The sequence below is a fragment of the Mycolicibacterium aromaticivorans JS19b1 = JCM 16368 genome (assembly GCF_000559085.1).
Taxonomy (GTDB): domain Bacteria; phylum Actinomycetota; class Actinomycetes; order Mycobacteriales; family Mycobacteriaceae; genus Mycobacterium; species Mycobacterium aromaticivorans.
The window spans coordinates 2,925,516-2,940,615 of sequence record NZ_JALN02000001.1 but is presented as its reverse complement, the minus strand read 5'-3'; the positions used below and the strand labels follow the sequence as shown (position 1 = coordinate 2,940,615).

Annotated in this window: 9 protein-coding genes; 5 read left to right on the top strand and 4 right to left on the bottom strand. The window is 68.6% G+C overall.

Going from position 1 to position 15,100, the window contains the following annotated elements; translation table 11 throughout:
• Positions 1 to 12 precede the first annotated feature (12 nt).
• The 3 genes from Y900_RS14245 to Y900_RS14235 form a co-directional block, all read right to left on the bottom strand.
• The gene (locus Y900_RS14245) at positions 13 to 1,839 is read right to left on the bottom strand and encodes a phosphoenolpyruvate carboxykinase (GTP) (RefSeq protein ID WP_036342694.1); all 1,827 of its coding nucleotides are present in this window, start codon (positions 1,837 to 1,839) and stop codon (positions 13 to 15) included.
• 130 nt (positions 1,840 to 1,969) lie between these two features.
• Positions 1,970 to 3,424: a hypothetical protein gene (locus tag Y900_RS14240; protein ID WP_237752561.1), complete on the bottom strand. Its 1,455-nt coding sequence runs from the start codon at positions 3,422 to 3,424 to the stop codon at positions 1,970 to 1,972.
• Positions 3,421 to 4,329: a hypothetical protein gene (locus Y900_RS14235; protein ID WP_051660390.1), complete on the bottom strand. Its 909-nt coding sequence runs from the start codon at positions 4,327 to 4,329 to the stop codon at positions 3,421 to 3,423. Before Y900_RS14235 ends, Y900_RS14240 begins: the two co-directional genes overlap by 4 nt.
• A gap of 93 nt (positions 4,330 to 4,422) precedes the next feature.
• Here Y900_RS14235 and trmB point away from each other — a divergent pair, with 93 nt between their 5' ends.
• From trmB to mmpL3, 3 genes are read left to right on the top strand one after another with little or no spacing between them, the layout of a single operon-like run.
• Positions 4,423 to 5,217, top strand: coding sequence for a tRNA (guanosine(46)-N7)-methyltransferase TrmB (gene trmB / locus Y900_RS14230; RefSeq protein WP_036346754.1), 795 nt, complete (start codon positions 4,423 to 4,425; stop codon positions 5,215 to 5,217).
• Complete coding sequence (locus Y900_RS14225; protein ID WP_036342692.1) at positions 5,214 to 5,903, top strand: PIN domain-containing protein; 690 nt, start codon at positions 5,214 to 5,216, stop codon at positions 5,901 to 5,903. Before trmB ends, Y900_RS14225 begins: the two co-directional genes overlap by 4 nt.
• Positions 5,904 to 5,952: 49 nt before the next feature.
• Entirely contained in the window at positions 5,953 to 9,090 is a 3,138-nt protein-coding gene (gene mmpL3, locus Y900_RS14220) for a trehalose monomycolate exporter MmpL3 (protein WP_036342689.1), read from the top strand.
• On the opposite strand, the gene Y900_RS14215 is transcribed toward mmpL3, so the two are convergent.
• On the bottom strand, positions 9,091 to 10,245 hold the full coding sequence (locus Y900_RS14215) for an AI-2E family transporter (protein ID WP_036342686.1): 1,155 nt from the start codon (positions 10,243 to 10,245) through the stop codon (positions 9,091 to 9,093).
• A 329-nt stretch (positions 10,246 to 10,574) separates the two neighbouring features.
• On the opposite strand from Y900_RS14215, the gene Y900_RS33445 reads away from it, so the two are divergent.
• Together Y900_RS33445 and Y900_RS14205 are read left to right on the top strand one after the other, a co-directional pair.
• On the top strand, positions 10,575 to 13,829 hold the full coding sequence (locus Y900_RS33445) for a cysteine peptidase family C39 domain-containing protein (protein ID WP_157838253.1): 3,255 nt from the start codon (positions 10,575 to 10,577) through the stop codon (positions 13,827 to 13,829).
• Positions 13,830 to 13,898: 69 nt separating this feature from the next.
• Positions 13,899 to 15,077 (top strand): lysylphosphatidylglycerol synthase transmembrane domain-containing protein, encoded by a 1,179-nt coding sequence (locus tag Y900_RS14205; RefSeq protein ID WP_036342684.1) that lies wholly within the window; start codon positions 13,899 to 13,901, stop codon positions 15,075 to 15,077.
• The last annotated feature ends 23 nt before the right edge of the window (positions 15,078 to 15,100 follow it).

Sequence of the window (15,100 nt, the reverse complement as noted above, 5' to 3'; positions counted from 1 at the left end):
CCGTAACGGAAGTTAGTCGGCTTCGGCAAGCCGCTGCTTGAGCGCCTCGAACTCGTCCTTGACCCCGGTCGGCAGCTTCTCCCCGACGAACTCGAACCACTCCTCGATCTGCGGGAGCTCGTCGCGCCATTCCTGGACGTTGACCGCCAGTGCCTCGTTGACGTCAGCCGGATCGGCGTCCAGGCCCTCGAGGTCCAGATCGCCGGCGCTCGGCACGATGCCGATCGGGGTGGTGGAGCCGTTGGCCTTGCCCTCGACCCGCTCGATGATCCACTTCATCACGCGGCTGTTCTCGCCGAAGCCCGGCCACAGGAACCGGCCGTCATCGCCGCGGCGGAACCAGTTCACGAAGAAGATCTTGGGCATCTTCGACTCGTCGGCGTTCTTACCGAGGTTGATCCAGTGGGCGAAGTAGTCGCCGACGTTGTAGCCGAGGAACGGCAGCATGGCCATCGGGTCACGACGGACGGTGCCGACCTTGCCCTCGGCGGCGGCGGTCTGCTCGGAGCCCAGCGTGGCCCCGATGAAGACGCCGTGCTGCCAATCGCGGGCCTGCGTCACCAGCGGCACCGTGGTCTTGCGACGGCCGCCGAACAGGATTGCCGAGATCGGCACCCCCTGCGGGTCGTCCCACTCCGGGGCCAGCGTCGGGCACTGCGACATCGGGGTGCAGTAGCGCGAATTCGGGTGGGCAGCCTTGTCGGGCGACCCCGGTTCCCAATCGTTGCCCTTCCAGTCGATCAAGTGCTGCGGGTCGCCTTCGAGGCCCTCCCACCACACGCCGCCGTCGTCGGTCAGCGCGACGTTGGTGAACACGGTGTTGCCTGCCGCGACGGTCTTCATCGCGTTCGGGTTCGAGCTCCAGTTGGTGCCCGGCGCGACCCCGAAGAAACCGAACTCCGGGTTGGTGGCGTACAGCCGGCCGTCCTTGCCGAAGCGCATCCAGGCGATGTCGTCACCGACGGTCTCGGCACGCCAGCCCGGGATGGTCGGCTGCAGCATCGCGAGGTTGGTCTTGCCACACGCGGACGGGAACGCGGCGGCGACGAAGTACGCCTTGTTCTCCGGGGAGATCAGCTTGAGGATCAGCATGTGCTCGGCGAGCCAGCCCTCGTCGTGTGCCATCGCCGAGGCGATGCGCAGCGAGTAGCACTTCTTGCCGAGCAGCGCGTTTCCGCCGTAACCCGAACCGAAGCTCCAGATCTCGCGGGTCTCCGGGAAGTGGGTGATGTATTTGGTGTCGTTGCACGGCCACGGCACGTCTTCTTCGCCCGGCGCGAGCGGCGCGCCGAGTGAGTGCAGCGCCTTGACGAAAAATCCGTCGTCGCCGATCTTCTCCAGCGCGGCCTTGCCCATCCGCGTCATCGTCCGCATCGAGACGACCACATACTCGGAGTCGGTGATCTCGACGCCGAGCTTGGGGTCGTCGGCACCGAGCGGGCCCATGCAGAACGGCACCACGTACATGGTGCGGCCGCGCATCGAGCCGCGGTACAGGTCGGTCATGAGGCCGCGCATCTCGGCCGGATCCATCCAGTTGTTCGTGGGGCCGGCGTCGATCTCCCGCTCCGAGCAGATGAACGTGCGCGACTCGACGCGAGCCACGTCCGACGGCGCCGAACGGGCGAGATAAGAGCTCGGCTCCTCGGAGTCGCTCAGCTTGGTAAAGGTTCCGGCGGCGACGAGCTCGCCGCACAACCGCGTGTATTCCTCTTCGGAGCCGTCGGCGAAGACCACCCGGTCGGGCTGCGTGAGTTCGGCGACTTCCTGGACCCAAGCGAGCAGGCCCTGATGCTTGGTCGGTGCGTTATCCAGACCGGGGATGGTCGCTGAAGTCATCGCTGTCAATCTCCTGCTTATTTTTATGGCCAGGACGCAGGCCGGATTCCGCGCCGAGACACGGTCCTCCCTGAAAAATAGGTTAACGCGGGTGAGATACCCGCGGTTAATCGGGATTATGTCCGATCACTCACAGGAACGATTCAGAAGACCGCGAATCGGTCGGTTTGGCTGTATTCAGCGCGTCGAGTTCGTGGCCGACCGCCGCCAGCGCACTCTCGATCACTGGGACATGCCGGTCGCGCGCCGCGGCCGCACGGGCACCGGCGGTCGCGTGTTCGCGGATCTCGCGGTCGATGCGGGCGATGGTGTCCTCGGTTCGGGCGTGGTCCGCGGCGTCGCGTTCGGCGGCGGCACGGCCCAGTGACGCCTCGGCCGCCAGTACGCGGGCGGCCACCCATTCCTCCACCGCGGTGCGCTGCCTGCCGATGACCTCCACCACCCAACGGTCGAGTACGGCCCGGTCATGCAGAAGGCCGCGGACCGCGACCACCCAGACGGTCAGAGCGACTCCGATGACGGCGCCGCCGAGTACGCCGCCGACCGCCCACTGTGGGGCCAGGCCGGCGAACACCCGGCTGAGGGTCAACGCCACCCCGACACCGAAGCCGCCACCCAGCAGCAGCATCAATCGGGTCTCCGCACCGCGGGCCCGCGACGGCGCGGCCCGCACCTCGACCGCGGGACGGGAGTCGACCGGCTCGACCGCAAGACCCAACTCCTCGCCGACATCGCCCAGTTGCCGGACGACGCCGGCGGCGACGTCGTCGGCCACCTCGGCCGCCCGGCGCCGCACCTCGTCGGGGAAATGGGCGAGGCCGCGTCGGCCCAGGGCCGCCAGGTCTTCCTGTAACTCCGTTCGCACCGACGCGCACCGGTTGCGGGCGAAATAGGTCAGCGTAAGGCGGGCGTGCTGAACCTGGGCGCGCAGCGCGATGGACCGCTGCGACTTCTCCACCCGGTACCGGTGCAACGCCGCGGTGCGCTCGGTCCGCAGGGCACCCAGCCGCGCCCCCCGGCCGGCCCCTGCGACCTCGAGCTCCAGCCTCCGCTGCACCGTAAGCAAACGATTCTCCAAGGCCCGCAATCGATTTCGTCGATCTCGCGTCGCGTCGGCGAGGATGTCTCGCAGCGCGGTGACGAGCTCGTCGATGACGGCTACGCCGAGATCGGGCGCGGCGGCGGTGCCGACCCACCGCATGTCGCGGTAGCGGGGCGCCCGCTGCGCCAGCACTGCACGGTCGGCGTCGAGCACATCGCGCCAGGTGCGATGGACGTCGATCTTGGTCACCACCCCGATGACCGCGTCGGTGTCGGCGGCGACGGCATCCAGCAGCGCACAGTCGGACTCGGTGAGCGGCGCAGTCGCCGAGACCACGAACACCACCGCGGCGGGGGCCTGGCCGGCGGCCACCTCGTCGGCTTCGACCACGGTGTGCTCGGGCAGCCGCTTCCGCAGAGCGGTCACCACACTGCTGGCCCCGCCCAGCCATGGACCGGCCACCAGCACCACGTCGCGCCGCACGATCGAGGGCATCGGCAGGGCTGCATCGAGCTGTGCCACCAGGGTGTCGGCGTCGGTCACGGCTTCAGCTCCACCGGCTCTGGGACGCCGCCCGCGCGTTCCCACAGCCGTAGCGAGCCGCGGGCGATGTCGGCACCGCACCGGCTGTGCAGCCGCGACACCGGCCCGTGTGAATACCGCTGCCAGACAACGGCGCGCCGTAGGTGCGCGTGCGCGCTGACGTCGGCGTCGACGGTCATCCCGGCGGCCTCCACCACCTCGACCGCCGCTGCCATCCTGGCGGCGACGACCTCGTCGGCGGCCGAATCGGCGAACTGCTCGGTCAACCGGCGGTAGCGCACCGGCGCCGCGATCGCCTCGAGCCCGGCGAGCAACCCGTCCAGCGCGCTCGCCCGGCGCAGCGCCGCGATCACCCCGGCTCGCTCCGCGCCGCTGCGCAGCGCCAGCACAGCGTGCGCGATACCGAACAGATCGAGGTCGGCGAGCAGTCGCTGCCGCACCGCATTGGGCAGCCGGTGCTCACCGCCCGCGAACCGGTCAGTGGAACCCAGGTCGGCCGGGTCGACCGTCAACGTCCGCAGCGCGCCGAGCAGCTCGTCGTCCAGGATCCGATCGTCCACCGCGGCGGCCGCGGCCAGTCCGGCCAAGGGATAGACCGTCACACCCACGCGGTCGCCGAGCAGCCGGCAGCGCTCGGCGGCCGCCGCGACCGGCCCGCGACCGCCGAATCCGGTCAGATCCGCCTTGTTGAGCACCGCGACGACGGGCCGCGGCGACATGGTCAGCGCGCGCCGGTCTTCGGGCTTCAACGTCTCGGCGAATACGTGAACGTCCAGGTCAGCAACCGCAGTCGAAGCCACCACCGCCACACCGGCCCCATGCAGCACGCGGGTCACCGTGCGTCGGCCGCACCCTGGCCTGCCGACCACCTTGACCCGCACCGGCAGCCCCACCACATCGGACATGCTGGCATCAGCGGGCGTGTGGCGCGAGCCACTACCAGGAGAAGGCAACTGTTGGGTATCAATATGCACCACGGAGCGGGTACACCTCTGTTCATGAGCGACCATGGACGGATGCATGCGCAGCGCCACGGTGGCTCAGCCACGCCCGATGCCTGGCCGGCGCATCCCTATCCCCGGATCACCAGCTTCCGTTCGCGGCGCTCGACCCTGACCGAGGCGCAGCAGGACGCGTGGGATCGGCTGTGGCCCGAGATGGGCACGATGGCGCGTGAGGTCGGCGGGCAGGAGCGCAGCGACCGGGGATTCACCCCGGCGAAGCCTGCGGGACTGCTGGACACCACGGCGTGGTTCGGCAGACAGGCGCCCGTGGTCCTGGAGATCGGCTGCGGAACCGGTACGTCGACGCTGGCGATGGCGATGGCCGAGCCGGATATCGATGTGGTGGCGGTCGAGGTCTACAAGCGCGGGCTGGCTCAGCTGCTCAGCGCCGTCGGCCGCGAAGGTGTGCCGAACATTCGGCTGGTCCGCGGCGACGCGGTCGACGTGTTGGAGAACATGTTCGGCCCCGGCTCGCTGACCGGGGTCCGGGTGTTCTTCCCCGACCCGTGGCCGAAATCACGACACCACAAGCGACGGCTGCTGCAGCCGAACACGATCTCGCTGATCGCCGATCGGTTGCGACCGGGTGGTGTGCTGCACGCCGCGACCGACCACGCGGGCTACGCCGAGCAGATCGCCGACGCGGGCGACGCCGAATCCCTGCTGCGCCGTGTGCAGCCCGGCGACGAACTGCCGGTCTCGGTGCAGCGCCCGAGGACCAAATACGAGACGAAGGCCGCTGAGGCGGGCAGCGCGGTGGCCGAACTTCTGTGGTTGAGGCAACGATGAGCGTGATCGAAGACGCGACGGCTCCCGCACTGCCGGACAGCGGGGATCAGCCGGTGAGCCCGCCGATTCAGCGGGTGCTTCTGGTCTGGGACGCGCCCAACCTGGACATGGGCCTGGGTTCGATCCTCGGCGGTCGACCGACGGCCGCGCACCGGCCGCGATTCGACGCGCTGGGCCGCTGGCTCCTGACCCGCACCGCCGAATTGTCGGCCGGCCACCCGGAAGTGTCGGTGGAACCGGAGGCGACGGTGTTCACCAACATCGCGCCCGGCAGCGCGGACGTCGTCCGCCCCTGGGTGGAAGCGTTGCGCAACGTGGGTTTCGCGGTATTCGCCAAGCCCAAGATCGACGAAGACAGTGACGTCGACTCCGACATGCTGGCCCACATCGAGATGCGTCGCACCGAAGGTCTGGCCGCCGTACTGGTCGCCTCGGCCGACGGGCAGGCATTCCGCGCGCCGCTGGAGGAAATCGCCAAGGCCGGCACCCCCGCCTACGTGCTCGGATTTCGCGAACATGCCAGCTGGGCGTTAGCGTCGGATACCTTGGAGTTTGTCGACCTGGAAGACATTCCTGGTGTTTTCCGAGAGCCGCTGCCGCGAATCGGCCTAGATTCGCTCCCAGAGCAGGGGGCATGGCTACAACCGTTCCGGCCGCTGTCCTCATTACTGACATCGCGCGTCTGAGTAGGAGAAACCGATGCGCAGGTCGCAAAAGATTTGGTTAGGAGCTTAGGTGTTCGCCTGGTGGGGTCGAACTGTGTATCGATATCGATACATCGTGATCGCGGTCATGGTCGGGCTGTGCCTCGGTGGCGCCGTATACGGGGCCTCCTTGGGCAAGCACGTCACCCAGAGCGGTTTTTACGACAACGGCAGCGAGTCGGTGCGGGCCTCGACGCTCGCCGACGAGGTGTACGGCCGTGACCGCACCAGCCACGTGGTCGCCATCCTGACGCCGCCGGGCGACGAGAAGGTGACTGACAAGAACTGGCAGAAGACAGTCACCGATGAGCTCGACCAGGTGGTCAAGGACCATCCCGATCAGATCGTGGGCTGGGTCGGCTGGCTGAAAGCGCCCGACACCACCGACCCGACCGTCAATCAGATGAAGACGGCGGATCTCCGTCATACCTTCGTCAGCATCCCGCTCAAGGGAGATGACGACGACACGATCCTGAAGAATTACCAGACCATCGAGCCAGCCCTCAAGAAGATCAACGGCGGCACTATCCAGCTCGCCGGCCTCAATCCGCTCGCCAGCGAGCTCACCGGGACCATCGGCACCGACCAGGCCCGCGCCGAAATCGCGATCGTCCCACTGGTGGCGGTGGTCCTGTTCTTTGTCTTCGGCGGCGCCGTCGCGGCCGCGCTGCCCGCCATCATCGGTGGCCTCACCATCGGCGGAGCGCTCGGCATCCTCCGGCTGACCGCCGAGTTCGGACCGGTGCACTTCTTCGCCCAGCCCGTCGTGACGATGATGGGCTTCGGCATAGCCATCGACTACGGATTGTTCGTCGTCAGCAGGTTCCGAGAGGAACTCGCCGAAGGCTACGACGTCGAAGCGGCGGTACGGCGGTCGGTGATGACGTCGGGCCGCACCGTCGCGTTCTCCTCGGTCATCATCGTGGCGTCCTCGCTACCGCTTCTACTGATCCCACTTGGCTTCCTGAGGTCGATTACCTACGCGATCATCGCTTCGGTGCTGCTCGCGGCCTTCCTGTCGATCACGGTGCTGCCCGCTGTCCTGGGAATTCTGGGTGCCAACGTCGACGCTCTGGGGGTGCGGACTCTGCTCCGAGTGCCGTTCCTGGCCAACTGGCCGTTCTCGCGCAGGATCATCGACTGGTTCATCGAGAAAACCCAGAAGACCAAGACCCGCGAGGAGGTCGAAAAGGGATTCTGGGGCCGCCTGGTCAATGTGGTGATGAAGCGGCCTATCGCGTTTGCCGCTCCCATCGTGATCATCATGACGTTGCTCATCATCCCGATGGGGCAGCTGGCGTTGGGCGGGCTCAGTGAGAAATACCTGCCGCCGGACAACCCGGTGCGCAGCGCGCAGGAGCAATTCGACAAAGAGTTCTCCAGTTTCCGCACCGAACCGCTGACCCTGGTCATCAAAACCAACAACGGCTCGCCGGTAACCCAACAGCAGCTCGACGATCTGCGTGCCGAAGCGCAGACGGTGTCCGGCTTCGCAGGCAGCGACGACCCGTCGAAGATGTGGGAGGAACGTTCGGCCCAGAACGGCGGATCAAAGGATCCGTCCGTACGGGTGATCCAGAACGGACTGATAGACAGCAGTACCGCACCCCAGAAGATCCAACAGCTGCGCGCGCTGACCCCGCCCAGGGGTACCACGGTCCTCGTCGGCGGTACCCAGGCGCTGGCACAGGACAGCATTCTGACGCTGTTCGACAAGCTGCCGCTGATGGTGCTGATCCTGGTGCTCACCACCACCGTCCTGATGTTCCTGGCGTTCGGCTCGGTGGTGCTTCCGATCAAGGCCGCATTGATGAGCGCACTGACGCTGGGCTCCACAATGGGCATTCTGACCTGGATGTTCGTCGAGGGCGGACACGGTTCTGGCCTGTTGAATTACACGCCGCAGCCCTTGTTCGCCCCGATGATCGGTCTGATCATCGCGGTGATCTGGGGCCTGTCCACGGACTACGAGGTGTTCCTGGTCTCCCGGATGGTGGAGGCCCGTGAGCGCGGCCTGTCCACCGCAGAGGCCATCCGGATCGGCACGGCCACCACCGGCCGACTCATTACCGGTGCCGCGCTGGTACTGGCCGTGGTGGTCGCCGCGTTCGCATTCTCCGACCTGGTTGTGATGAAGTATCTGGCCTTCGGTCTGCTGATCGCTTTGCTGCTGGACGCCACCGTCATCCGGATGTTCCTGGTCCCGGCCATCATGAAACTGCTCGGCGACGACTGCTGGTGGGCGCCGCGCTGGATGAAGCGCCTGCAGGTGCGGATCGGCCTCGGTGAGACCCACCTGACCGACGAGCGCAAGCGGCCGGTCGTGCGTGAACCGGATCCCGCGCTGGTGGGTGCCGGTGCGCCGGTATCGGCAGCCGCCGAAGCCCGACGACCGGCGCACGACCCGACCCATCCCGTCGAGGGCCGCGCGATGCCGCGTGTCGTCGGACGCGCCGAATACCGCAACCCGCCGCCGCCGCAGGAAGCCCCGTCAGCTGCCGGAACCGCGCGGATGCCCGATCCGGTCGAAGCCCGCACCGAGATCACCGCCGGCGGGCAGGAGCGCAGCGACCGGGGAATCACCGCCGGCGGGCAGGAGCGCAGCGACCGGGGAATCACCGCCGGCGGGCAGGAGCGCAGCGAGCGGGGAATCACCGCCGGCGGGCAGGAGCGCAGCGACCGGGGAATCACCGAAGCACCGACCACGCGATTTTCGGTGGCCAAGAACGCCGTGAAGAACGCGGTGAACACCGCCGCCTCGGCCGCCAAGACCAACCGCGCGCCCACGCCACCGGCCCCGGATCGGGAGATCGAGTCGTGGCTGGGTGAGCTGCGGGGTACCGGCGGGCAGGAGCGAAGCGACCGGGGAATGGCCAAGCCGGGCCCGACCCCGCCGCAGCAGCCGTCTGCGCAGCCGACTCAGGCGATGTCGGCTCCAGACGACGCGACGACGGCCATCCCGGCCCAGCGCGAGCAGAACGGCGATGTCTCCCCCGCGATCAGCGCCGAGGAGACCCGTGCCATCCCGATCAGCCGGCCCGATCACGGCGACTCCGAGGTGGCGACCGAGAAGCTGAACTCGCGCGGCAAGAAAGAGGGCGACGAACGCCCCCGTCGTGGCGGCGGCGTCAGCGCGCAGGATCTGCTGCGCCGCGAAGGCCGGTTGTAGCTAGCTGTTGTCGCGCTTCGGCGGAACGACGTCGGGTTCGGCGTTGAAGACGATGCCGTCGTCGTTCTCCTCGAGTTCGGCGGCCTCCTCGGCGGGGTCGTCCGCGACCAGCACCCGGATGGCGCTGTTGAGGAAGGCCACCAACGGCACCGACAGCAGCGCGCCGACGATGCCGGCCAGCACCGCACCGGCCGAGATGGCGAGCACGATCGCCAGCGGATGGATCGACACCGCGCGACCCATCACCAGCGGTTGCAGGATGTGCGCCTCCAACTGCTGCACTGCGATGATCAGCCCCAGCGTGATCGCCGCGTAGACCACGCCTTTGGCCAGTAGCGCCACCACCACCGCGAGGAAGCCGGTGACGACGGCACCCACCAGGGGAATGAACGCGCCGAGGAAGACCAGTGAGGCCAGGGGCAACGCCAGCGGGATGCCCATGATCGCCAGACCGGTGCCGATACCGACGGCATCCACCAATGCGACGAGCGCTGTGGCGCGCACGTAGCCGATCAGCGAGCCGAAACCGGCCCGGCCCGCGTCCCGCACCCGCTCGCGGGCGTGCGACGGAACGATCTTGGTGACGAAGCTGTAGATGTTGCGACCGCCGTGCAACAGGAAGATCAAGGTGAACAGCACCAGCAGTGCGCCGGTGACGAGTTCGGTGAGGGTGGCCGCTGTCGACAGCGCGCCGGTGGTCAGCTGCTCCTGGTTGTCGCGCAGCGCCTTGATCGCCGTGTCGCCTGCGTTGTCGATCTGTTCGCGGCTCAGATGCGCAGGGCCGTCGACGAGCCAACGGCGCAAGCCGTCGATACTGTAGGTGACCTGCTCCACCAGGCCCGGCAAGCCCGAAACAAATTGGCTGACAACGAAAGTCAGAATCCCGCCGAAGATCGCGAAGCCGCCGAGGAGGATCAGGGCCACCGCCCCGCCGCGGGGAGCTCCGCGACGGTCGAGCCAGTCCACGGCCGGCAGCAGCAGGGCCGCCAGCATGGTGGCCAGGGCCACCGGAACCACGATGACCTCGAGGCGGCTGACCAGCCATAGCAGGGCCACGATGGCCCCTCCGACGACCAGCAGGCGCCAGGACCAGGCTGCGGTTTTACGGAGGAAGGGATCGACCGAGTCGTCGTCCGAAACGCGCGTGGCCGGCATGCGGCCAAGCGTAGTGGGAGTTGGTCCGAATGCTTGCGGAACGTCGTCCGACGCGATTCGGCACCCGCTGCGGGAGATGGCGAGCAAAACAAATGTGGACACCACAAACTTGCGCTCACAACAAAAGTAAGTGTTGTTATGGACGGAGCTGTGAATTAGCTTTAAGCTCCCCTTTGCTACGTCGTACACGTCGGGTTGCGACGGTTGGCTTCAAGTCGGTTCAAACCCAAACGGGGGGTGGGTTCGTGGATTCTGTCGGCTCAAAATCAGGTCATGACGGCGTTGATCGCACGGAGGTGAAGGGGCGCCGTGGCGACCGAAGCACCAAGATGCAGTTGAACCGCGTCGACTTCGGCCTTGCAGCACTTGCCAATTCGCACGCGCTGACCTGGCTTGGCGCATCTGCCGTGGCCCTGGGTGTCGGCGCCGCGATCGCTTCGATGCCTGCGGTGGCCGCCGCCGACTCAACCGGCTCCGCCGGGTCCAAGGGACCCTCGACATCGAGTAGCTCATCGGCAGGCGGGCCGTCGAAATCCACCGGCCACTCAGCTGCGCCCAAGAAGAGCGTCCGGCCCACAGCGTCGGACACCACGGTCTCGTCGACCCCGTCCGGCTCCGATTCGGCCAGCGCGACAGCAACCTCGAGCAAGAAGTCGACGATCAGCACTCGGCTGGCGAGCCCCGCCGCAGCGGCCGCGACCCCGCGGGCGTCCGCGCTTCCCACGCCGGAAGCCGCAGCCCAGACAATCATCAGCTTCTTCGTCGGCGACGGGACCGCGACACACCCGAACGCCGGAATCCTCGCCGGAAACGGCTACACCTGGACCGCCGACACGTGCGCGTCGAACACCTCCTGCAAGGGCGGCAACAGCGGCGTCTTCGGCAACGGCGGCGACGGTTTCAACGGAGGCAACGGCGGCAGCGCGGGCTGGTTCGGCAACGGCGGGGCCGGCGGCGCCGGACTCGTGACCGTCAACGGCGGCAACGGCGGCAACGGCGGGCGCGGAGGCCTGATCACCGGCAACGGTGGTGCCGGTGGCGCGGGCGCGACGACAGCGTCCGCATCGACGGGTGGCCGGGGTGGTTCGGCCGGCCTGACAGGTAACGGTGGCGCCGGCGGCGCAGGCGGGACGTCGACCGGCGACTACCAGGGAGGCACCGGCGGTCGCGGTGGCACCGGCGGCCTCTACGTCGGTAACGGCGGTGCCGGCGGCGCCGGCGGTAATGCCATCCTGAACGGCCAGACCGGTGGTACGGGCGGCAACGGCGGCGACACCGGGTTGGTCTCGTTCTGGGGCATCGCCGGTGACGGTGGCGAAGGCGGTGGCGCGAGTTCCGGTGACGGCGGGGCCGGCGGTAAGGCCACGTTCGGCGGTCGTGGCGGCAACGGCGGCAACGGCGGCCTGTTCTCGCTCTTCGCCTTCGGCGGCGACGGCGGGGCCGGTGGCGACAGCCCGGCGAAAGGCGTGACGGCCACCGACCACGGCGGTAACGGAGGCAACGGCGGACGTGGCGGGCTGTGGGCCGGAAGCGGCGGCGACGGCGGAGTAGGCGGAGTAGGCGGCGGCGACGGCGGAAACGGCGGGAGTGTCGGCCTGCTGTCGATGTTCGGCGCGGGCGGAGACGGCGGTGCCGGTGGCCTCGGCCAGGCCGGCATCGTCGGCACCAACGGTGCCGATCCCGGCAAGAACCCGTCCTACTCGATCAACGGGGGCGACGGCGCACCCGGCGGTGCGGGCGGTTCCGGTGGTCGAGGCGGCAACGGCAGCTGGGTCATCGGTACCGGGGGCCTGGGTGGCGACGGCGGCCAAGGCGGTGACGGCGGCCAAGGTGGTACCGGGTACGCCCCGTACGACGAGACCATCGATCCGGGATTGAACGGCGGCAACGGCGGCAACGGCGGCGCCGGCGGCCTCGGCGGAGCAACCGGGGGTGCAGGGGGCACGGGACGGGTGCTGTTCCTCATCGCCTCCAACGGAGCCGCCGGCGGCAGCGGTCAAGGCGGCAAGGGCGGCCAGGGCGGTGCCGGCGGGTACGGCCGCTCGCTCAACGACGTGACCGGCGGGTCGGGTGGCAACGGCGGCAACGGCGGAGCCGGCGCCGCAGGTGGTGTGGGTGCCAACGGCGGCGCGGGCGGCAACGGCGGTGCCGGCGGCGCCGGCGCATACGGCGGCGGCCAGGGCGGCTCCGGCGGTAGCGGGGGTGCCGGCGGCGACGGTGGCGAAGCGAGCGCCACGCTCGAGGCGGGCCGCGGCGGTGCCGGCGGTGCGGCCGGTGACGGTGCCGCCGGTGGTTACGCCGCGATCGACGCCGGTCCCGGCGCAAGCGGCGGCAACGGCGGAGACGGCGGCAAGGGCGGCGACGGCAGCGTCGGCGGCCTGGGCGGCGACGGCGGCGAGGGCGGGGCCGGGGCCGGCACCCGGGGCGGTTCGGTCGGGGACGACGGAACCCCGGGCATCCGCGGCGCCAATGGCTCGTCGACAGTTGCGGCGAGTGCGGTGGCGGCGAAGTCGGCCGCTGCCCAGCCTGCGGGCCCGGCGGCGTTCTTCGAGGAAATCAGCCGCCAGATCGCCTACATCTTCTTCAACCGCGCGCCGAGCGTCACCGTCGAAGTCGGCGGCCAAGCCGGTCCGACCAAACAGATCCAGGTGACGGTCAAGGGCGAAAGCAACAACGGCTACGGCGTCAGCTACACCGTGAAGGTAGATCCGAAGTTCGGCAGCGTCGTCGCCGGCGACACGCCGGGCACGTTCATCTACACCGCAAACGACGCACTCATCCAGCCGGGAATCGTCGACCACTTCACCATCACGGTCAACAACGGCACGGCGGCCAAGCTCCCCGGCCTAGCCGGGATGGTGCAGGGCATGCTGCATTCCTTCGCGATAATGGTCGGTGCGGCCAAGCCCGACACATTCGACGAGACGATCGAAGTCACCGTCGACGGCACCAAGCAGTACGGCAACGCAACCACCGCCGCCGCCTACTGGGTGAGCCAGAGCTACTCCAACTGCCAGCTGCAGGCCGCCGCATCCGCAGTCCTGCAGGCGCTCAAGCAGCTGCCGACGGCGGACACCGAGCAGACCTGGGTTGACTGGGCGAAGACCAACGATTCCGTCGTGACGCCGGGCGCAAAGATGTACCTGGACGCCAACATCGCGGAAGGTGTCGCGACCCAGGACGCCGTGGCGCTGATCAACAAGTACTTCAACGTCACCGCCACCTACCGTGAATACGACAAGACGCAGGAGGCCGGCGAGCAAGCGCTGCAGGACCTCGAAGCCGCACTGGCCGAAGGGAAATCGGCGATGGTGGCCTACCCGGTCTCGATCGTCTGGACCGCGGTCACCGACTTCACGCCTGAGTCGAAAGACAGCTACTGGACGGCCGACCACGCCGCAGTGGTGACGCAGGTCGATCTGAAGAACGGCGTGGTGTACGTCAACGACAGCTCGATGCAGAACAAGGGTGTGAATGTCGGGCAGGCCAAAGCGCTGCCGATCGGCGTGTTCATGAGCGGGTGGCAGGCTGCCGGCTACGACTTGACGATCATCACTCCGAACGCACCGACCACCGTCGTCTAAGGCGCTGACCACCCCGACATCCCGCGGCGGAAACCGTCGCGGGATGTCGACAGCGTTACGCTGATCGGCGTGTCCTACGACGCGTCGGTGAACGCCGCCCGCGAGGAACACGGTCCCCCGGCGCGCGGGAAGTACTGGTGGGTCCGCTGGGCGCTGCTCGGCGTCGCGCTGATCGTTCTGGTCGTCGAGGCCACCCTGGTGTGGGATCAGCTGGCCAAGGCCTGGACAAGCCTGATCTCGGCGAACGGCTGGTGGGTGCTGGCGGCGGCCGCCGCGGCCATGCTGTCGATGCACAGCTTCGCCCAGATCCAGCGGACGCTGCTGCGTTCGGCCGGGGTGGTGGTCCACCAGTGGCGCTCCGAAGCGGCGTTCTATGCGGGTAACGCGCTGAGCACCACGATGCCCGGCGGTCCCGTGCTCTCGGCGACGTTCGTCTATCGGCAGCAGCGGCTGTGGGGCGCCTCCCCGGTGGTCGCGTCGTGGCAGTTGGTGATGTCGGGTGCGCTGCAGGTGGTGGGTCTGGCGCTGCTCGGCCTCGGTGGCGCATTTCTGTTGGGCGCCAAGAACAATCCGTTCTCCCTGCTGTTCACCCTCGGCGGTTTCATCGCCCTGCTGCTGCTCGCGCAGGCGGTGGCCACCCGTCCCGAACTCATCGACGGCATCGGCGTCAAGGTCCTCGGCTGGGTCAACTCGGTGCGCGGCAAGCCCACCGACACCGGTCTGCGCAGGTGGCGCGAAACGCTGAACCAACTGGAATCGGTCAGCTTGAGTCGCCGCACCCTCGGGGTGGCGTTCGGCTGGTCGTTCTTCAACTGGGTGTGCGACGTGGCGTGCCTTGCCTTCGCCGCCTACGCCACCGGCGGCAGGCCGTCGCTGGCCGGATTGACCGTCGCCTACGCCGCCGCCCGCGCCGTCGGCTCGATCCCGTTGATGCCGGGCGGCCTGCTGGTCGTGGAGGCCGTGCTGGTACCCGGCCTGGTGTCCAGCGGGATGGCGCTGTCCGGTGCGATCTCGGCGATGCTGATCTATCGGCTGGTCAGCTGGATCTTCATCTCGGCGATCGGCTGGGTGGTGTTCTTCTTCCTGTTCCGCACCGAGGGTCCGCTGGACCCGGACGCGGTCGCCGACGAGATCGCCGCAGCGGAAGCCCACAGCGGCAGCGCGACCGTCGACGATCCGGCCGACACCGCCCTCCAGGGCCCGGTGCCGCCGCCGTGCCCGGACCCCGACGACGACGCCCAACCCTGATCCGCGGCGTGTGCTTGAATCCG

Excerpts from the sequence above, each read along its gene's own strand:
- Y900_RS33445 (WP_157838253.1), top strand. The coding sequence starts at position 10,575 with ATGCAGTTGAACCGCGTCGACTTCGGCCTTGCAGCACTTGCCAATTCG.
- Y900_RS14225 (WP_036342692.1), top strand. The coding sequence starts at position 5,214 with ATGAGCGTGATCGAAGACGCGACGGCTCCCGCACTGCCGGACAGCGGG.
- Y900_RS14245 (WP_036342694.1), bottom strand. The coding sequence starts at position 1,839 with ATGACTTCAGCGACCATCCCCGGTCTGGATAACGCACCGACCAAGCAT.
- trmB (WP_036346754.1), top strand. The coding sequence starts at position 4,423 with ATGAGCGACCATGGACGGATGCATGCGCAGCGCCACGGTGGCTCAGCC.
- Y900_RS14235 (WP_051660390.1), bottom strand. The coding sequence starts at position 4,329 with ATGTCCGATGTGGTGGGGCTGCCGGTGCGGGTCAAGGTGGTCGGCAGG.
- Y900_RS14215 (WP_036342686.1), bottom strand. The coding sequence starts at position 10,245 with ATGCCGGCCACGCGCGTTTCGGACGACGACTCGGTCGATCCCTTCCTC.